The 20790-nt window shown below is 43.9% G+C and carries 12 protein-coding genes; 6 read left to right on the forward strand and 6 right to left on the reverse strand.

Going from position 1 to position 20790, the window contains the following annotated elements; genetic code table 11:
* The 5 genes from IPJ02_15830 (at position 1) to IPJ02_15850 (ending at position 11813) form a co-directional block, all read left to right on the forward strand.
* Entirely contained in the window at positions 1-5841 is a 5841-nt protein-coding gene (locus tag IPJ02_15830) for a hypothetical protein (protein ID MBK7376953.1), read from the forward strand.
* Between the two features lie 445 nt (positions 5842-6286).
* A complete protein-coding gene (locus IPJ02_15835; GenBank protein MBK7376954.1) occupies positions 6287-7954 on the forward strand; it encodes a trypsin-like peptidase domain-containing protein in 1668 nt (555 codons plus the stop codon).
* A gap of 44 nt (positions 7955-7998) precedes the next feature.
* Complete coding sequence (locus IPJ02_15840; GenBank protein MBK7376955.1) at positions 7999-9195, forward strand: serine/threonine protein kinase; 1197 nt, start codon at positions 7999-8001, stop codon at positions 9193-9195.
* Between the two features lie 3 nt (positions 9196-9198).
* A complete protein-coding gene (locus tag IPJ02_15845) occupies positions 9199-10125 on the forward strand; it encodes a Stp1/IreP family PP2C-type Ser/Thr phosphatase (GenBank protein MBK7376956.1) in 927 nt (308 codons plus the stop codon).
* 2 nt (positions 10126-10127) lie between these two features.
* Positions 10128-11813: a protein kinase gene (locus tag IPJ02_15850; protein MBK7376957.1), complete on the forward strand. Its 1686-nt coding sequence runs from the start codon at positions 10128-10130 to the stop codon at positions 11811-11813.
* A gap of 27 nt (positions 11814-11840) precedes the next feature.
* Here IPJ02_15850 and paaK read toward each other — a convergent pair whose 3' ends face one another.
* The 6 genes from paaK to IPJ02_15880 all read right to left on the reverse strand — a co-directional run bounded on the left by paaK (position 11841) and on the right by IPJ02_15880 (position 18665).
* The gene (gene paaK, locus IPJ02_15855; protein MBK7376958.1) at positions 11841-12917 is read right to left on the reverse strand and encodes a phenylacetate-CoA oxygenase/reductase subunit PaaK; all 1077 of its coding nucleotides are present in this window, start codon (positions 12915-12917) and stop codon (positions 11841-11843) included.
* A gap of 5 nt (positions 12918-12922) precedes the next feature.
* Entirely contained in the window at positions 12923-13513 is a 591-nt protein-coding gene (locus IPJ02_15860; GenBank protein MBK7376959.1) for a TetR family transcriptional regulator, read from the reverse strand.
* Between the two features lie 497 nt (positions 13514-14010).
* Entirely contained in the window at positions 14011-14670 is a 660-nt protein-coding gene (locus IPJ02_15865) for a DUF2461 domain-containing protein (GenBank protein ID MBK7376960.1), read from the reverse strand.
* An 80-nt stretch (positions 14671-14750) separates the two neighbouring features.
* Positions 14751-15314 carry a hypothetical protein gene (locus tag IPJ02_15870; protein MBK7376961.1) on the reverse strand — a complete coding sequence of 188 codons (564 nt, stop codon included), beginning with the start codon at positions 15312-15314 and terminating at the stop codon, positions 14751-14753.
* Between the two features lie 83 nt (positions 15315-15397).
* Positions 15398-17497: an NAD-dependent DNA ligase LigA gene (ligA, locus tag IPJ02_15875; protein ID MBK7376962.1), complete on the reverse strand. Its 2100-nt coding sequence runs from the start codon at positions 17495-17497 to the stop codon at positions 15398-15400.
* A 79-nt stretch (positions 17498-17576) separates the two neighbouring features.
* A complete protein-coding gene (locus IPJ02_15880) occupies positions 17577-18665 on the reverse strand; it encodes a hypothetical protein (GenBank protein MBK7376963.1) in 1089 nt (362 codons plus the stop codon).
* Positions 18666-18858: 193 nt separating this feature from the next.
* Here IPJ02_15880 and IPJ02_15885 point away from each other — a divergent pair, with 193 nt between their 5' ends.
* On the forward strand, positions 18859-20505 hold the full coding sequence (locus tag IPJ02_15885; GenBank protein MBK7376964.1) for an amidohydrolase: 1647 nt from the start codon (positions 18859-18861) through the stop codon (positions 20503-20505).
* The last annotated feature ends 285 nt before the right edge of the window (positions 20506-20790 follow it).

Below are 20790 nucleotides of genomic sequence, written 5' to 3' on the forward strand. Positions count from 1 at the left end.
ATGTACTCCTTAACCGATAAATATTGCATGGTCACAAAAAAAACAGCGGGCAGACTAATGTTGCTGGTGCTTTTTGTTTATTCAGCAATAACCGCTGCCGGCCAGAATATAAACAGGCCTAATAAAACGGGGCCATTGGGTACACAGGTAAATACTTATACCGGCAATCTTTATATAACCCGGAATGATATTTATATACCAGCAAGGGGGTTTGATATCGCTGTAACATTTAATTATAACAGTTTTAATCAGGAACAGAATACTGGTTTTGGAAATGGCTGGAGTTTTGGGTATTCTATAAAATATATAAATGATACAGCCAATAGCAAGACCATCATCTGGGGCGAAGGCAGGGAAGATAATTATACTGCCCTGCCGGGTGGCGGATACAAATCACCAAAAGGATTTTTTAATACACTTACCCAATACCAGCCCGGTAAATATTTACTTACAGAATTGAATGGTACAAAATTCTATTTTGACAACAGCACCCATAAACGGGTTACTAAGATGGAGGAGCCCAACGGCAATTACATCAATTTTAATTACACCGATACCTTATTGACTTCCCTGGTAAATACGGCAGGCCAAAGCATTTCTTTTACCTATTACGGCAATGGCAGGCTGGCAACGGTGGTAGATGCCATAGCAACACCCACCCGTACCTATACGTACACCTATGAAAGTAATGGTAATCTTAAGCAGGTAACCGATCCGTTGGGCGGCACCAATAAATACAGTTACCTGGTAAACGGCCCGATGAAGACCATAACGGATAAAAACAACAATACGGTTGATATAATATACTACAATGATTTTTCCATAAGCGAGATAATTGGCTGTAACAAACGGGTAAGCTTTTCGTATGATACCGCTACTAACATAACGATCGCAACGGATCATTTAACAACCGGGAGTAACCAGGTAACAAAATACGGATACAAAAAATCGGGAGACCAGGTTTGGTTAAGTTCCATATCCGGCAATTGCTGCGGTTACAATATGAGCTTTGAATTTGATGCTAATGGAAATAAGATCAAAGAGACGGATGCAAAGGGAAATGTGTATACCTATACGTATGATACCAGCGGTAATATGCTTACAATGAAAGATCCGTTGAACCAGGTAACGGCGTATACATATTCGCCTGTCTATAGCCAGGTAACCAGCGTTACTGATCCCAAAGGGAATGTTTACACAATGACATATGATGCGCTTGGTAATTTAACACAGTTAACAGAGCCTGGCAATAATATTTACACGGCTGCCTATAGTTCTAACGGAGATATTATAAGCAGTACAGATCCCAAGGGCAATGTGTACGCTTACAGTTATGATACTTATGGCAACCCTGCTGCAGTATCGGGCCCCAATGGATACCATGCAACCCTGGCAATTGATGCAAGGGGTAATTTATTGTCTTTTACCGATGCAGGGAATAATACATACACTGCCGAATACGATATTTTAAACAGGCTGAAAAAAATTATTGACCCGGTTAACAATAATATCAGGCTGAATTATGATGCAGAAGGAAATGCAGTTTCTTTTATCAATGAAAACAATGCAACAAGCCTGCTTGGTTATGATGCATCTAACCGAATTGTTCAGGTTACCGATGCAATGGGTAAAAAATCCTATGCAACCTACGATGGTATGAACAATTTAACCGGCATCACTAATGCACTCGGCCATTCGGTGAAATTAAGTTATGATACAAGAAACAGGCTGACCGCTGTGATGGACCCACAGGGAAATAACAGCAGCCTGAATTATGATGCCAACGGGAATATTACTTCCGTTAATTTTCCCAATGGCGAAACAATCAATTATGTATATGACCAGTTAGACCGTGTTACCTCCATAAATGACATCAACGGCGCTATCGCAAATTTTAGTTACGACAGGAATAGTAATATAACCAACTATACAAATGGAAGCGGCGCTTACATTACCGCAGAATACGATAGCCTTGACAGGATAAAAAAAATTACTGATCCGTTGGGTAATTCTTATTTGCTGACTTATGACAGGAACAGCAACATTACATCAGTAACCGACCGTAATGGCTTTACAAGCAATTATATTTACGACAGTCTTGACCGTGTTAAAACCATAACGGATAATAATGGATTTACAATTACCCGGACTTATGACGCAGCCGGGAATATTATTTATTTAAAAGACCAGAATAATAATATTACCAATTATACGTACGATAATTTGAACAGGGTGAAAAGGACCACTTATCCCGATGCCCGTTTTCTGGAGTACACGTATAACAACAAAGGGAATATTATTACTAAACGACTTACCGACGGCACCAATATTAATTTCACTTACGACTCCCTGAACCGGATTATTACAAAAACGCTGCCGGATGGCGATGTATATAGTTATACCTACGATGCATTGGGAAGAGTGCTGTCGGCTGCCAACAATACAGGTACAGTTAATATAGCCTATGATGCACTGAACCGGGTTATTTCAGAATCTTTTAATGGCAGAACGGTAAATTATGCATACAATATTTCCGGCCGCACACAAACAACCATCTACCCCGACAGTACCTCGATTACTAAAAACTTTGATACCCGGAACCGCCTGGTAAGTATTTCCAGAAACAATTCAGTATTGGTAAGCTATCAATACAATAACCTCAACCAGGTAATTACCAAAACATTTTCAAATGGTATAACAACCAATATGCAGTATGATTTTGCAAACCGGTTATCTAATTTTTCAACTGCAGGCGGCGCTTTTCAGAACACAGGATTTTCCTATAACAACGAACAGAATAAAACAGTCATCGAACGATTTAATAACCCGGCAAAGTCAGAACAATTTACTTATGACAATGGCCGCAGGCTTACCAACTATAAGAGAGGTATTATTGGCGGCACGCCAATTATACAGAACACGTACACCTATGATGCGTTGGGAAACAGAACTGCTGCAAATTTAAATGGTGTAAACACAACTTATACCGGCAACAATCTGAACCAACTGACCAACAGCAACAATGGCACACAGAATATTAATTTTACGTATGACAATAACGGCAACCTTACTTATGACGGGCTTTTTTATAAGGCCTACGATGCAGAAAAAAGATTAGTGAAAGACTCGTCATCACCTGCAAATGTTTTGACCTATCAATATGATGCATTTAACAGAAGGGTAAGAAAAAACATGAACGGGAATATCCTCAACTATACTTATTCCGGGATTAAGCCAATAGAAGAAAGGGACAATGCCACCGGAAATATTATCAACAAGACCGTTTTCTCAAATTTTCTCACTCCGCTGGTAAATGAAAAGAACAATACTTCTTTTTATTATCATCAAAACGAACTTAACTCCGTGGAAGCCATTTCCACACAGCAAGGAAGGTTGCTGGAAAGATATGAATATGATGCCTATGGAAAAATGAGTATTCATGATTCATTGAATAATCCCCTTCCTGGTTCACTGGCGGGCAACCATTTTGGTTTTACCGGCCAGGTATATGACAGTGCCACCGGCAATTATAAATTTTTCTTCCGGGAATATAATCCTTCAACAGGATTATTTAACCAGCGGGACCTCATTGGCTATGCTGATGGTATGGGTATGTACCAGTATGTGCATAATAACCCGGCGAATGGGGTTGATATTTTTGGGTTGGAGTGTGATGGCCAGGAGAAAACCACCATTGACAAAATTGAAACAACAGAAAGTTGGTTAAACGGAATTGGTGGTTGGGTAGAAAAAGTTGCTGGAGTGCCCATGAATGATCTTAAAACTCGTGAAAAATACCTGGAAGAACTTGCTGATTTTTATTGGAAGTCAGGGAATGTGAAAGCTGAAAAAGCGGTTGTAAAAGAATTAAAACAGGTTGTAAATGGCATAAATGCCCTTAAAGATGGAAAACTGGCTAAAACCGTAAGCGGTTTAGGAAAACTGGGATTTGGGTTAAACGCAGTTGATGCAGTCATTAAAGGTCACAAATTCGGAGATGCTATAAACAATTATAATAACGGCACGATTGACGGCTACCAACTGACAAAATCAGGAGCTAATCTGGCGCAAAGTGGCCTTGGATTTACACCGGCCGGGGGAATTTACAACCTGTTTGATTTTGCACAGGAAAAAGCAACAAGTGCACTCACTGGTGGCAACGGTCAAAGCATGAATGATAATGCAGAATATGCCGGACAATTTTATGGAGACCCATTTTGGAGTTGGTGGGATAGCCAGGATAGTAAAGTCATTCCGGAAGAAAGGTCTGAATCAGGAATGTCGTGGCAAAACAGCCAAAGGTTCATGCGGATCAGAAAGGGGCTTGAAAATAAAGTCTTCACTAATCCTCGTCCCAAACCCAACTGCCCTCAAAATGGCAGCCCCGGCGGCACTTTAAAAAATAATCCCAAATCTCCAGGTACTACTAAACCTGTTATTGCAGTTGGTCCCAAAGACCCCAATGAGATCATTGGCCCCGATGGGCAACCCAACAAACATTGGGTGAGTGTAAAGGACAGGTTGCCTTATACGATCTTATATGAGAATGATTCAACAGCCAGTGCACCTGCCAAATTTGTACGCATTACTTTGCCCATTGAACCTAAACAGGATGCAGCTACTTTCCAGCTGGGTAATTTCGGTTTCAATAACCAAACATTTGCCGTGCCACCCAGCCTGGCATCTTACTACCAGCGTTTAGATTGCAGGGATTCGCTGGGATTGTATGTAGACATTACCGCAGGTTACGATCAGATCAATCATGTTGCTTTCTGGGAATTTCAATCCATTGACCCCATTACACTGCAGCCTCCTGTTGATCCGTTAGTTGGATTTTTATTATTGCAGGACAGCACCCAGCCCTTTTACGGACACGGTTTTGTGAACTTTAGCATCAAACCCGTTCAAACCGCAATTACATTAGATACCATTGGCGCCAGGGCCGCTATTGTGTTTGATCTTAATGATACCATATCTACCAATATTCATACGAATACCATTGATGCCTTTGCGCCCACCAGTCACATGAATGCATTGCCTGCAAACACTACTAACCCGATCACGATCAGCTGGACAGGGGTGGATGATACCGGTGGCTGCGGAATAGCGTATTATACCATTTATGTATCTACCGACCAGGTCAACTACAGCGTGCTCATACCAAGGATCAGCCGCAATGACACTACGTTGTTCTTACCGCCGGATTCCAGTTATTGTTTCTTTGTGCTGGCAACCGACAGTGTGGGTAATAAAGAAACGCTCAGGCCGGGAGAAATAAAATGCACTTATGTGGGCCCGCCTTTACCGGTAACCTGGCTTTATTTTAGGGGTAAAACAGTTTCAAAGGATAATATTTTAGACTGGGCAACAGCGAATGAACAAAACAGCAAACAGTTTGATGTGGAGCGGAGTCTGAACGGTACATCATTCAGCCGGATCGGGATTGTAAATGCAGCCGGTAACAGTAACCAAACCAATACCTATCAATACACCGATCATGATATAGACAGGCTTAACAGCGAGGTAATGTTCTACCGGTTAAAACAAATTGATGTTGACGGGAAATTCAAATACAGTAACATAGTGCGGTTAAGGTATACGGAAAAGAATACAGCCAATACCATTGTTTATCCAAATCCAACGCCGGGGCTGGTCACCATTCTTGTTGGCGATAATTCATTGGTTGGCACGATGGCTGCTTTGTATGATATGAACGGGAGGCTTATGGAAAGCATAAAGATCAACGCAAACAGTCAGCAGGTTAATCTGGGTAAATATGTAAACGGTACCTATTTCATCAAACTAAATAATGGTGAAGTGCTGCGAATCATTAAGCAATAAAACGGGATAGCAAACATGTATGCTGTAAAGAAAGGCATGGCAATTATTTTGATCCTTTTGCTGCTAATCCTATTGGGTTAAAGCAGAACTGGCATCTGAAAAATACATTCACCCGGGTACCGCCTGTATTTACGCCAGGACTCCTTGATATAATATTCCAGTTTGGATTTTTATTTAGCCACCGAAAATGGCCAAAAAAATTGAATATTTAAAATGAATAGTGCTATATTTAAGTCATCGATAAGCAATATCGTATCTCTGCTCACTGGAAAAATACTTCTGCCACATAAAATAACAGTTGAAATGAATGCCAGGTGGATTGCTGTAATCACAGCTAATTCTCTGTCGTTGCCGTCCCCTCTTTTTTCTGATTTCCTATGCCAGAAACCGGCTATTTTGTACCCCATTACACATTTCTCTTACTTATTAATAAAACCTTTAAACAATGAGCACAACTATTGAACGGTATGTCATCCGGCATATCTCAGGTACCAAAGCAAACCAGGTTGAAGAATTTGATTTTAACAAAGGGGAATTGACCATCGGTCGTTTATCCGGCAGTGATATCCAGTATGACCCCGAGCAGGAAGTGATCGTGAGCCGGGAACATGGAAAGGTGGTGAAGGTAAGTTCCGACCCCCCCCGTTTCAGCATCAATGATAATAACAGCCGCAACGGTATCTTTGTTAACAAGATGAGGGTGAAAGGTTCGGCCACGCTTCATCCAGGCGATGAAGTACAGTTGGGAAGCAATGGCCCTGTTTTTACTTTTGATATCTATCCAAGACCTCAGGATATGATGATGGAAACAAAAGTGATGGATATTCCAACATCCATTAAAGCAACCACTGTTTCCGACGTAACACAAACCGCCGCGTCATCCGAACCGGTTAAAACCGGCCTGGGCAAACAAACCGTAGAAAGAATGCTGGTTGCTGAAAGAAAAAAATCATTCAGCAATATGGCTTATGTCATCGGTGGTTTGATCATCGTACTGGGTGCGATGGGTTATTTCTTCCGGGATAAGATCTTTGGTAAGAATACCACAACGGTTGTGAATGTAGGAGATTCAACTTTAAAAAATAAAAAGGCTCCTGATGTAATTGCCAGGGAAAATATTGATAAGGTGGTGCAGATAGAATTTGGCTGGCAATTATTTGATGCCAACTCGGGTCAGGAATTATGGCACCAGTATATGGCGGTTAAAGACGCAGCCGGCCAAACAACTTACCGTGCCGTATATATTGAAAACAACCGGGGCGAGATCGAACCATTTCTTGATCTGCAGAAAAATGTCCAGCTGGGTGTACCGCTTGGCATAGCAGGGGCATCGGGTTCAGGCTTTGTGGTGTCGGCTGATGGGTTTATACTCACCAACAGGCATGTGGCTGCAAGCTGGAACACCCGTTACGGCTTTCCGGATTTTGCGTTCCCGGGATTGTTGATACGGAATATTAACGGTAAAAGCCAGGTTGATCCCAATTACCAGGTGCAGCCACAGGATGTGGGATCTTATGTTCCTGCTACGGCCACGATGGTGGGAGGTCGCCCTGCCAATGAAGGATCGGTAAAAGGGAAAAATACCTACATGAATGTGATATTTGCCAACACGGCATTACGCAGGCCTGTTCAGTCATCCACTCCTTCCGACCAGCATGATGTGGCCATGATAAAAGTGGAACTGCCAACGTCTCTTTCACCGGTGACGATGAAGGATAATTATGATGCTGTAAAGCCAGGTCAAACGGTTACTGTTATGGGCTACCCGGGCGTGGCGCCTGATCAATACGTGGTGCGTAAATCAAATGATCCTTTCAACCCAAAGAGCCAGGTAACCACCATACCTACCCCTACAGTAACCACAGGAAACATTGGAAGGATCGTTCCGGCCAGTTCAGAAAAAACGAATATATATAGCGGATTCGGTGACTCGTACCAGCTTACCATCAATGCAACAGGTGGAGGAAACAGCGGTGGCCCGATGTATGACGATGAAGGGAATGTAATAGGAATTTATTATGCCGGGAAATCGGATGCAAGAGGTACCCAGATATCTTTTGCCGTACCAATTAAGTATGGGATGGAATTGATGGGAATAAAAAAGGTACAGTAAACAGATAAGCATATTACAGCATCGTTTTTTAACCGGGCTTAAACATGGGGTTCACTTACGGACAGATAACAGAAATAGCCGGGTACCACCTGACCGATCGTATCGGGTCAGGTGGTATGGGCGATGTTTATAAGGGATATAACAAGGCCCTGCAGCGGTTGGCGGCAGTAAAAATCCTGCACCAGAAAGAGATGGCTGAACGTTTCCGGAACGAAGCTTATATCCAGGCTTCGGTAAGTCATCCAAACATCGCATGCATGTATGAGTACATCGTTTCCCGGGGTATACCCTGCATCATCATGGAATATGTGGAAGGCGAAAACCTCGACAGTTACCTCCACCGAAAAGGAAAACTAACCAACCAGGAGGCAGAAGTGATTATCCGCCAGGTGGCATCGGCACTGGCATACCTGCATAAAAAGGATATTGTTCACCGCGATATTAAGCCGCAGAATTTTAAAATTAATTCCAATGGTAAGGTCACTATGCTTGACTTTGGGATAGCCAAGGCAAAATATACACCCAAACTAACGCAACAGGGCTTTGCCGTCGGTACTACCGAATACATGGCCCCGGAGCAGTTTCAGCAACAGGCAGATAGGAGATCAGATATTTGGAGCCTGGGCGTATTGGCATATGAACTGGTAACCGGTTATCTTCCTTTTGAAGCAAATAACCCGGTGACCCTGCGTTCCAAAATTGAAAAAGGAACATTTACCAACCCTAATATAATGGTGCCGCAGATTTCTGATAAGCTGAACCTGGTCATTGAAAAAAGCCTGCGCCTAAATCCCGCCGGCCGCATAACAGCCGGGGAAATTGAACGCATCTTAAATGACCACCATGCAAAGCATGCCTTGAAGGGGAATAAAGGGTCGTTAAAAATTGAGTGGAACCGGAAAAATACTTTCATAGCCGGGGGTGTATTAATGTTCATTATAGTCATGGTCCTTATCCTTGTTCAGCCAGCAGGGGAAAACAAAGGGCAGAATGTAAAAAAGGAAGAGCAGGCTGCTACGGAAACGCAAAAGTTGATGATCAGTTCACCGAATGCACCCAATGCCTATATTGTTTTTCCGGATGGCAGCACAAAAAAACTTCCATACGAGATCAACGGGAGTGAAGGGCAGAATTTTCAGTTCACCATCCAGGCTGAAGGATATGTTTCCCGGGAGATAGAAGTACCTATCACCACCCGGCGGAAATCGTATGAATATAATCTTGAAAAAATAACGGAATAAAAAATGAGCTGGTTCAAACTTTTTGGAAAAAAAACAAAGCAGGCCGTTCCGGAAAACAGCAACGGTTCATTTGAATCGGGAGACCTGCGGGTGATCGTATTATCCGACATGGGTAATATCCGTACCAATAATGAAGACACGGGAATGTTTTACAAAGTGACTGATGAGCATGTCATCCGGGAAAAAGGATACCTGCTGATTGTTGCAGATGGAATGGGCGGCCACCAGGCTGGTGAAGTGGCAAGCAGGATGGCAGGTGATATCATCAGCAGGGAATATTTCAATCAAACCGGTAATGGCGGTGTAGAGAAAAACCTGGCAAGGGTCTTTGCACTTGCCAATAAAAGTATTTTTGAAAAGGCGCGGTCACAAAAGGCTTATAATGGTATGGGTACCACCTGTACTGCGCTGGTTGTCATTGACAAGACAGTGTATTATGCCCACGTGGGTGACAGCAGGGCTTATATGCAGAAGGGAGATTCGATCGTACAGATCACCGAGGACCATACCTTTGTACAGGAACTGGTTAAGAACGGCGATATAACTGCCGACGAAGCAGCAAGCCATCCCAAACGTAACATCCTTACCAATGCCATGGGAACAAAACCCGAACTGAGGATCGATACTGGAAAATGCCCGTTGAGTTTTGAAAACAACGACCGGCTCCTCATTTGTTCAGATGGTTTGTATGATTATCTCAGTAATGAAGAGTTGAAAGAGATATTGCAGAAAGAAGGATTAAAAAATGCAGCAGGGTTTATGGTAAACCAGGCCAAAGCAAGAGGAGGACATGATAATATAACGGTGGTTCTGGCCGAAAGGGCAGCAATCAATAATGAGCCCGAAAACGGATTAAAATTAACCAGGGATGTTGAATTACCTAAACTTACGAGGGATGCAGATCTGCCTTCTGATACCTCACCAGCATAATTATGATCGGACAAAAAATACATAACTACCAGATTAATGCTCACCTTGGCCAGGGCGGCATGGGTAATGTTTACCGTGCCACCGACACCATGCTGGGCAGGGAAGTGGCATTAAAGATGCTTCATCCGCAACTTACCATGCAAGCCCAGTTCCTGGAGCGGTTTAAAAAAGAAGCCAGGGTGCTTGCACAATTACTACATCCAAACATTGCGGTCATTTACAATTTCATTGAACAGGGAGGAAATCACTTCATGGTGATGGAATACGTGGAAGGAACAAACCTGGATGATCTTTTAAAAAAACATAAGGCATTGCCACCGGAATTTGTTGTACCCGTATTCATACAGGCATTGGAGGGACTGCAGCATGCGCACCGTAAAAATATTTTTCACCGGGATATCAAGCCATCCAACCTGATGCTGACGCCGGATGGGACCCTTAAACTGATGGACTTTGGTATTGCCAAGGTTGCCGGCGAACAGAAAATGACCCAGGTAAACAAGATTGTAGGTACGGTAGAATTCATGGCACCGGAACTGATCCAGGGGAAAGACGCTTCTGCTGCATCAGATATTTATGCCGCCGGTATCACCATGTATGAAATGCTGTCTGGTAAACTGCCGTTCGAAAGCGATACAGATTTTAACCTGATGCAGGCCATCCTGAAAGAAAAAGTAAAATCGCCGGATAAATTTAATACTTCGGTCCCTAAAGCCCTGGCAGATATTGTCATGAAAGCGCTTGAAAAAAATCCAGCCAGCCGTTATGCCGATGCCCGGTCATTTCAACAGGCATTGATGGCGGCTTTCCCCCGTTTCAGGGAAGTAAGCCTGGGTAGATTACTGGCAACTTCAGCAGGGCTTTCAAGAGCAATGGATCCCGCACAGATCAGCGGTGACAAACTTACCGCAGAGAACATAAACACAAAAACTGAACCGTGGAAGCAAACCGGGGCAGTTCTGGAATCATGGAAAGAGAAAATCTTACGGAATAAGAAAGCATATTTTCTTGGCGTAGCAGTTTTGATCTTCCTGCTCTTTGTAATGGGAATATTATTCGACCGGAATGATACAAAGAACCTGCAGGCAGGCAACAGCATGAATACAGCGGAAAACAGTATTTCAGGAGATACCAATAACAGCAGTGTGCCCGCGAATATTATTCAGCAAGGTCCGGCAAATGAACCACCAACCGTACAGAACGTTCCGGAAAATAAACCTGTTCCTGAAGTTAAGCCGGTTACTGAAAAACCCAAAGAGAAGAAAGTGGATGTAATTACAAAGGAACCGGTTCCAAAGAGAGAGGAAGCCATACGGGAAGAAAAAGTTGTCCCCGTAGAAAAAAAAGAAGAGAAAAAGGACATTTACATCAATGCAAAGGTAGAAGTTGAACTTACCCTGCGTACAGACCTGGGCAATGCAGAAGAGCGGAAAGACATACCGGTAAGTTTTTCAGTGAGCTATCCCGTGGTGTATGACGGGGTAACCATCATCCGGCAGGGCGCCACCGCAAGCGGCACCATCAAACTCGGGAAAGTGCTTACTGATATAGAGATCAGTTCTGTCACTGCTGCCAACGGGCAGCAGATCCGGCTGAAAGCATCGAAAGGGCATGGTAAAAGAAATGAAATTACTTCCAACCGGGATTATACGGCTATTATTCAGCCGGGAACGAGGTTGAGTTTTTAGGGAACACTATAATCTTCTGAATCAGGGTTATTTTATATCAAAATCAACCACCACCTTCTCCGTTTTGGGATGTGACTGGCAGGTAAGTATAAATCCCTGTTCCACTTCTTCATGCTCCAGCCCCCAGTTAACGTCCATTTCCACTTCTCCTTCCAGGAGTTTTGCCTTGCAGGTACAGCATACGCCCCCCTTACAGGCAAAAGGAAGATCAGCTCCCTGTTTCAGCGCAGCGTCCAGGATGCTGTCGTTATCAAAGCCCAGGTCAAAATCAAAGCTTCTGCCATCCAGTTTAATGCTGATATGGCTTTTTGGCCCTGAATTATTTGTGTCCGGTACATGGCGATTTGTTACCTGCTTTTGGCCGGGGGTGGTGAACAGTTCAAAATGTATCTTCTTTTTATCAATGTGGATCTCTTCCAGGAAGTCCTTTACGCAAAAGATCATTTCCTCCGGGCCGCAGATAAAGATGTCGTCGGCAGTTTTGTAATCAACCAGTTTATTCAGTTCATTCAGTTTCCGGGTGTTTATTCTTCCGGAGTTGAGGGGAGCATCTGTCTTTTCCCGGCTAAGAATGTTTATAAAACTAAAGCGATTGAGATATTTATTTTTTAAACCTTCCAGTTCTTCGAAGAAAATGATCGAGTTGCGGCCTTTGTTGCCGAAAACCAGGGTAAAGCTGCTTTTAGGTTCAGCCTGCAGGGTTGTTTTGATGATGGAAATAACCGGCGTAATACCGCTTCCTGCAGCAAAGGCCAGGTATTGCTTTTCATTTCCCTTGTCCAGTTTTGTATTGAATTTACCTGTTGGCGGAAGTACTTCCAGCTCATCATTCACTTTCAGAACATCATTGGCAAACGAGGAGAATTTTCCATCTTCCACCTTTTTAATGGCAATGCGGAGCTCCTGTTCAAAAGGGGATGTGCAGATCGAATAGGACCGGCGAAGTTCTTCCCCGTCAATTGTTTTGCGGATGGTGATGTTTTGCCCATGCTCAAAAGAAAATTCAGTTTTCAGTTCCGCAGGTATCTCAAAAGCGACCGAGATACAATCCTGGGTTTCTTTTCTAACGTCCTTTACTTTCAGTGTGTGAAAATGAACTGCCATATAAATTATTTTGCTATTCCGTTTAATAATTGGTTCACCATATTAGCTTCCAGTGTTTCTGTGGTTATATTTTTTTTATGGTGCTGCCAGAACTCAAGTCCCCGTACGGCCGACAGAATGGTCAATACAGCAACGTAGGGGTCCGCTTTTTTCAATTCCCCGGCCTCCATTCCTTCTTCAACCAGTTTTACAAACCGTTTCTCATACCCCCTCCGCTGGTTTAAGAAATCGCCCAGCCAGGGTTCTTTCAAATGTTTCCATTCATGATTCGCCACATATACTTCGTCAAAGTCATTCAGCATCATCCCGATATGGAACCGGATGATATGCTCGATTTTTGATAATATACTCTTGCCGGTACTTTCTGTTGCATCCAGGTGTGTTGTGAAGGCACTGGCAACCTTAAAGCAAATGATCTGGAGTAATTCACTCTTTGAACCAATATGGTTGTACAGGCTTGGCGCTTCCACGCCGATCGATTCTGCCAGTTCTCTCATGGAAGCAGCTGTATATCCCTTTGTTTTGAAAAGAACGGCCGCCTTTTGTGTTATAGCCTCTTTTTTTGAGCTGTTTTTCCCAGGCTTTATTTTGGCCATCCGGTTTTTCAAACAAAACTAACACTTATTAGTTTTCGGCAGAATTTTTGTGATTGTTTTTTGTAGGTTCACTGGTTTTAAATGAGTGTAACGGCTGCTGATAAGCGTAAATCCATTGTTTACTATGTGTTTATAAGTGGTTGTTATTCTGATTTTAAGCCCTGGAGCCAGGGAAGGAGGGGGGCAAAAACAAATGATTATTTTTGTATATAGAAAAAGATGAGCAGAATCTGGAAAATAAATTATGATAATATTAAAAAAATACTAATTTTACAACCTGCTCAGTTATCTAACTCTCTCCAATCTTATTTAAAAACCGTTCCATAATATCATTTATGTAAGGACGCCAATTACCTAAACTATTTAAACATCCGTTTAATGTCATAATATTTTACCTTTTTTCTTGTGGTTTCAGAGGTAAGCAAGGCCGGAGATTTTTATCTCTGGCCATCTTTTTTATTGGACCTGCTGATCTCCGGGAAAAGGTAAATGAATGTCTAGCTGATAGCGCTGTTCAAAAAATCAACCAGCGGCTTCATTGCCTGGAACCTTTTGGCAGCTTCTTTTACGAAGTTCTTGTTTTGAACTTCCGCGTCGGTGAACGGGCTGGTTACAATGAAACTCTTCATTTTTATATAGGCAATGGCAGGGTTGCTGTCGTCATAATTCTTTGGGGGCCTGGTTAACGCTTCACCCTGCAATCCCCCAGGAAACATTTTTTTGAAGGATCTGCTTTCTACGGTTTTTTTCCATTCACCAAAGCTGTAATCAATTTCCTGGCGGATACCGGCAAGTACGGCCGGCTCAGGCATCCAGATCCCCCCGGCAGCAAAACTTTCACCCGGCTCTATGTGTAAATAATATCCTGCACCCAGGCCTTTCTTGCCATCTTTATTGAAGTAGGCGGCCATATTATGTTTATAGGGGTCTTTGTTCTTGCTGAACCGGACATCCCTGTTTATGCGGAAAATGCAGTTCTTTGCCTCCAGGTTTGCAATGGAAGGATCGAATGTGCCTGTGTTCCTGATAAGTTGCCCGGCCATCAATAGAAAATCATCCTTTGCAGCATCATACTGGTTACGGTTCTTGTCGAACCAGGTCTTGGTATTATTCTTTTTAAGGTCTTTCAGGAATCTGAGGGTTGAGGGTTGCAGCATTTGATTGAATTTTTGGAAAACGAATTTACAGAAAATAAAAAAGGGAACGGTATCACCCATTCCCATTCACCGGTTCCTGGTTACTTTATGCGGCCCCAGTTCTCGCCGCTTCGTATCCGGTACAGGGTCATTTCACTCACCTTATACCGGGCAGCAAGTTGTTTGTATGTGATGGTTCGTTTGGGGTCTTTCAGAATGTTCTTGATGGTCTTTACCTGGCTGGCATTGAGTTTCAGCCCGGTTGTTTTATTTGCCTGCCGTATCTTGTACGCTATTTTATCTGGGCTATCCTGCTGGTGGGTGCTCACCGTGTTGAGGGTTGCCCATGCAAGGTTTTTAAAATGGTTATCCTTTTTTTTGTGGTTGAGGTGAATAACATATTTATGTTTTGAAGAAGGCTTCTTACAGAACAACTTTGCCACTTCCCGGTGAATATAAATAGTGCCATTGCCATTTTTTACGTGGAGATTTAGTGTACGGTAGCCCGAAGTTATTGAGCCGCTTAAGAACTTACCGTCTTTTTCAACCGCTGTATTATAACTGGATGCCCTGCCATAGGATGATACGGCATATTTCTTCCGGAATTGTTTATGACCTTTAAAAAGTATCTGTTTCCAGATTTCGCCGGGATGTTTTTTAATCATAAGAGTATGATTTAAAATGATACCGGGCCAGCCCGATAGCCCGAATTGTAATAGGCTCCTTTTAAATATAATACTTTTTTTTGCTAAGTTGGTAGCATTTTTATGAATTCTTCTTCGGTGATGATCTTTACCGAGGCCAGTTTTTTGGCTTTCTCCAGTTTGCTTCCGGCATCTTCGCCTACCACCAGGTAATTCAGCTTACTGCTTACGCCCGAAAGGATCATTCCGCCATTCGCTTCCACCAGTGTCTCAGCCTCACTTCTTTTCAGTTTGGCAAGCGTGCCGGTGAACAGGAAAGACTGGCCAGAGAGGTTTCCGCCTTTAACCAGGTCTTTCTTCTCGTTTTTCAGCTGCACACCCAGTTTCTCCAGTTCTTTAAGTAAATGGATATTCTCTTTATTGTGGAAGAACCCATAGACTGTTTTAGCAACTTTAACGCCTACATCCTCCAGTTCCTGCAACTGCTCCTCCGTAAAATCACCAAACTGCAGCAGGTGTTCAACCGCATTGGCCAGGGTCTTTGCCGTGGTTTCTCCCACATAGCGTATGCCCAGGGCATAAATGATCCGGTGGAGGGGTTGCTTTTTTGAATCTTCAATGGCCTGCTGAAGTTTTGCAATTGACCGCTCGCCAAAGCCATCCAGTTTTTGAATTTCATCCCAGGGCAGGGTATATACACCGGGAATATCTTTTAAGAATCCCAACTCATAGAACTTCCGCACATTGGCTTCGCCAAAGTTCCGGATATCCATCGCATCCTTGCTTACAAAGTGAATGATGCCTTCCACGATCTGGGCGGGACAGGTTAGATTTATACAGCGCCATACTGCTTCGTCCTCCGGCTTGAATAACCCATTGCCGCAAACCGGGCAGTGGGTGGGGAACCTGATCTTCTTTTCATGGCCTTTTCTCAACTCAGCAAATGATCTTACGATCTGCGGAATGACATCGCCGCTGCGTTCAATGAGTATGGTATCGCCAAGTTTCAGGTCCTTGTCACTGATGTAATCCTCGTTATGGATGGAAATGCTGCTTACCGTAACACCACCTACCTGCACCGGTTCAATTTTAGCAACCGGTGTTACAGCGCCGGTACGGCCTACCTGGAATTCAACCGCAAGCAATTTGCTGGTGCCCTGCCTTGCTTTAAACTTGAAGGCAACCGCCCAGCGGGGATGATGCGATGTCATACCCAGTTTATCCTGCAGTTTAAGGTCATTTACCTTGATCACCATACCGTCAATTTCATATCCCAGGTTGTCCCTTTTTTTTTCAAATTCATGTACATGGCCGATCACGGCATCAATTCCCTTCAGTACTTTCATTTCTTTTTTGGGGCTGCGGAAACCAAGCTCCCATAGCATTTCAAGCATGCCGGAATGGGTTTGAGGCGCCAATTGCTCTTTACCAACAGCCAAATAACTTACGTGGTAGAGGAACGCCTCCAGGTTTCTCCTGCTCACTTCTGCGCTGTCTTTTATACGCAGCGAACCGGCGGCTGCATTGCGTGGATTGGCAAGCGGGGGGATCCCTTCTTCGATCAATGCATCATTATATGCCTTGAAATTATTCTTGTTCATCAGCACTTCGCCACGTATCTCCACCTGCTCTATTCCATACTCACTGAATTTTGCTGAAAGCGGGACGGATTTGATCTGTTTTATATTCAGGGTTATCTCGTCACCCACTTCTCCGTCGCCCCGGGTTGCCCCACGGGTAAGCAGGTCATTTTCATAAATAAGGGAGATGCTGGCGCCATCAAATTTTGGTTCCACGCAATACTCGATCAGGGCAAGGCCGGATAATTCCCTGGCCTTGCGGTCAAAATCAATAAGGTCATAAGCATTGTACGAATTATCAAGCGATAGCATCGGCACCAGGTGCTGCACTTTCGGGAAATCCTTTATCAATCCCTTGCCCACTCTTTGTGTTGGGGAATCTTCCGTAATGCTGTCGGGGTGTTCCTTTTCAAATCTTTCCAGCAACTTATAAAGGGAATCATATTCAAAATCACTGATCAGCGGATCATTCTGCACATAATACCGGTACTCATGAAAACGGAGGCAGTTCCTCAGCGCTTCTGCATTTTTCTTATTTACATCACCGTGTTCCGGATCTTTCGCCAACGAAAGCCATTCCCCGGTCTTTTTCTGTAATTCTCTGGTTTGTTTGGGATCGTACATAATCAGCATAGCTTCTTAAAGATAAAAAATAATCCTTCGGCATCCCGGTAGTTACCGGGACAGGATGCCATTCGTTTCATCAGGAGGGTTTCACCTGCTGCAGGTATTCCTTCAAAACAATTTTCAATTGCCTTTTTACAATGGCGCCCATGGTCTGGCACCGGGAGAAATAATGCGTGTTGAAGTGTACGTTCAGTTCTTCCTTCAGCATTTTTATTTTGTAGTTGTCCGAGATCTCATCTTTGGCCATGATGTTGAGCATTTCCAGCAACTGCCTGCGGCTGGCAAATGCCCGGTGGGCCATGGCGGTACGTTCTTCGGCCTGGTATTGTTCGATCACTTCCGGGCTGAGGGTTTTTAATACCAGTTCAACGTACTCGTAATTCTCTTTGTAAAACTGGGGCAGGTACAGGTTCTTTCTTCCTTCATAACTCTGCTGGTCAAAATCAATGGAACGGATGCGGTATTGGTAGTCTTCAATATCAGGGGTGATGTCTATCACAAAATTGTAACTCCGCATATCGCCCAGTAATCTTGCGAAACACCGTTCGTTGAACTTTACAAACTCTTTGGCAATGCGTATCTTGTTTGTTTCCGGTTCTTCGAGGTAATCTTCCAGGAAAACATCGCCGGGTATGCCGGGTATGTGCTCTTCCACCAGGGTATTCCGGTGGTATAAGAACGTGATGCGGTTGGGACTGAGCAGGTGTTCCAGCTCCAGCCCGTAAATACGGGATGCATCTGCCGCCTTCACATAATAATGATCGTAATTATCGTTGATGCGGTTGATGATGCGGATCCGGAACGGCATGCTGTTGCCGAATTCGCAGAAATCTATCCGCTCCACGTCAAGGTGCTTGATAAAACTCAGGTTGCCTTCGGTTTTCAGTGTTGCATAGGTTTTTATCAGGCCTTCTTTTAAGAATTCCATTTCTTTCAGGTCGTACACGGCTGTTTCCCAATGGGTGAGTTTCCCTTTCTTGTTCCGTAAAGCGGTGCTGTGGCGGTAATTCAGCAGGTCTTTGTAAGAAACCGGCAATGCAACATCCCGGCCGTATTGGTGCAGGTATTTCTGCAACCGCTCATTCACCGGGAAGAGGTCTTTCTTCATCAGCGGCTTGTCCGGCTCATTATTTATCCTGGCATTGATGATCTTGTCGAACTGCATGTTGTAAAGATACGGTTGAAAACCTCACCCCCAACCCCCTCTCCAATGGGGAGAGGGGGCTTCAGAGTATGTTGGTGCAGCAGGAACCCATTCCGCCCATTCTGTTTAGTAAAGGGTAGCGCCATCAATTCAATTATCCTATTTTTGAAAAATAATCAACTGCCATGACTTTTAAAAACACCAGCACCCGATCATTTTTAACCTTGCCTGCCGGCAGGCAGGTTTTTCCTTGTTCGTTATTCTTTCCGCTTCCTGCAAGTTTCGCCAGAAGGCCGACCTGATCATTCATCATGCCACCATCTATACGGTGGATGAAAGATTTTCTGTGGCAGAAGCCATAGCAATACGGGATGGAAGGATTGTTGAGGTGGGAAAGAACGATGATATACTGAAGCAATACGAATCGGACCTGGTGGAAGATGCCAAGGGGAAAACAATATTCCCGGGCTTTATTGATGCCCATGCGCATTTTGTGGGATACGGGTTCAGCCTGCAAACCGTAGATCTTGTTGGCACCGGAAGCTGGGAAGAGGTATTGAACCGCTGCCAGGATTTTGCAAAGAACCTGCCGCCGGGCATATGGCTTACCGGGAGGGGCTGGGACCAGAATGACTGGGCCGTAAAAGACTTTCCATCCAATGAAAAACTGAATGAATTATTTCCCGGCCGCCCGGTGCTTTTGAACAGGATCGATGGACATGCTGCCATTGCCAACAATAAAGCGCTTGAAACAGCCGGGATAAGACCCGGTGATAAACTGGAGGGTGGGGAGATCGAAGTAAAGAGCGGCAAACTAACCGGTATACTGGTTGATAATGCAGTAGACCTGGTTTCTGCCAAAGTACCCGGTCCGGATGATGCCCGTGCGAAAGAGGCGTTGCTGCTGGCACAAAAGAACTGTTTTGCCACCGGGCTTACCGGCATTCATGATTGCGGACTGGATCATGAGACCGTGGAAAGGATACAGAAGCTGCAGCAAAGCGGCGACCTGAAAATGCGGATGTACGTCATGCTGAGCGATAATAAAAAGAATTTTGAATGGGCTTTTGCCAAAGGGAAAATAAAAACAGACCGGTTGACGGTGAGCGGATTTAAAGTGTATGCCGACGGTGCGTTGGGTTCCAGGGGAGCCTGTTTGCTGCAGCCATACACTGATAAACCCGATTGGTCAGGTTTCTTACTGAGTCCGCAGGCGCATTTTGATTCGGTGGCCAATATCATTTACCAGAAAGGATGGCAGATGTGCACCCATGCCATCGGCGACAGCGGCAACCGGACGATCCTGAATATCTATGCCAGGTATCTGAAAGGAAAAAATGACCTGCGCTGGCGCATAGAACATGCACAGGTGGTTGATCAAAATGATTTTAAAATATTCGGAGAGAATAATATCATTCCTTCTGTGCAGCCCACGCATGGCACATCCGATATGTACTGGGCCGGCGACCGTTTAGGCCCGGTACGGGTGAAAGGGGCATATGCTTACCAGCAATTACTGAAAGAAAACAACTGGATACCGTTGGGCACGGATTTCCCGGTGGAAGACATCAGCACGTTTAAAACATTTTTTGCTGCGGTGGTAAGGCAGGATGCAAAAGGTTTTCCGGGAGGAGGTTACCAAATGGAGAATGCACTGACAAGGGAGCAAACCATCCGGGGCATGACCATCTGGGCAGCCAAAGCAGCTTTTGAAGAAAAACAAAAAGGAAGCCTGGAGAAAGGAAAGTTCGCCGATTTTATTATACTGGATACAGACCTGATGAATTGTAAAGAATCAGCGATCTTAAAGACAAAAGTATTGGCTACCTACGTTAATGGAGAGAGGGTCTATGGAAGATAACCTTTTAGTTAACTAACCTTAAACAAATAACTGACCTAAGGTCTGATTCAGGGGGAGATTTAAATCAATAAACTTTACATCCAAAAAATTACGACTTGTTAATGGGTTAATATATTTTCTTAAACTATTTAAGTCCTTTGAAATAACTGCATCAATTTTCTTGGTTTTGATCTGAGCTAAAATCTTTACATCGTTTGCAATAATTCTTCTATTGTAGCCTTGAATATTGCTGTTGTCACCAATTAATTCTTTATGGAAAGAACCAGCAGCTTCTCCATCAAGAAA

The organism is Chitinophagaceae bacterium, from assembly GCA_016710165.1.
Taxonomy (GTDB): domain Bacteria; phylum Bacteroidota; class Bacteroidia; order Chitinophagales; family Chitinophagaceae; genus Ferruginibacter.

Excerpts from the sequence above, each read along its gene's own strand:
- IPJ02_15830 (MBK7376953.1), top strand. The coding sequence starts at position 1 with ATGTACTCCTTAACCGATAAATATTGCATGGTCACAAAAAAAACAGCG.
- IPJ02_15835 (MBK7376954.1), top strand. The coding sequence starts at position 6,287 with ATGAGCACAACTATTGAACGGTATGTCATCCGGCATATCTCAGGTACC.
- IPJ02_15840 (MBK7376955.1), top strand. The coding sequence starts at position 7,999 with ATGGGGTTCACTTACGGACAGATAACAGAAATAGCCGGGTACCACCTG.
- IPJ02_15845 (MBK7376956.1), top strand. The coding sequence starts at position 9,199 with ATGAGCTGGTTCAAACTTTTTGGAAAAAAAACAAAGCAGGCCGTTCCG.
- IPJ02_15850 (MBK7376957.1), top strand. The coding sequence starts at position 10,128 with ATGATCGGACAAAAAATACATAACTACCAGATTAATGCTCACCTTGGC.
- paaK (MBK7376958.1), bottom strand. The coding sequence starts at position 12,917 with ATGGCAGTTCATTTTCACACACTGAAAGTAAAGGACGTTAGAAAAGAA.
- IPJ02_15860 (MBK7376959.1), bottom strand. The coding sequence starts at position 13,513 with ATGGCCAAAATAAAGCCTGGGAAAAACAGCTCAAAAAAAGAGGCTATA.
- IPJ02_15865 (MBK7376960.1), bottom strand. The coding sequence starts at position 14,670 with ATGCTGCAACCCTCAACCCTCAGATTCCTGAAAGACCTTAAAAAGAAT.
- IPJ02_15870 (MBK7376961.1), bottom strand. The coding sequence starts at position 15,314 with ATGATTAAAAAACATCCCGGCGAAATCTGGAAACAGATACTTTTTAAA.
- ligA (MBK7376962.1), bottom strand. The coding sequence starts at position 17,497 with ATGTACGATCCCAAACAAACCAGAGAATTACAGAAAAAGACCGGGGAA.
- IPJ02_15880 (MBK7376963.1), bottom strand. The coding sequence starts at position 18,665 with ATGCAGTTCGACAAGATCATCAATGCCAGGATAAATAATGAGCCGGAC.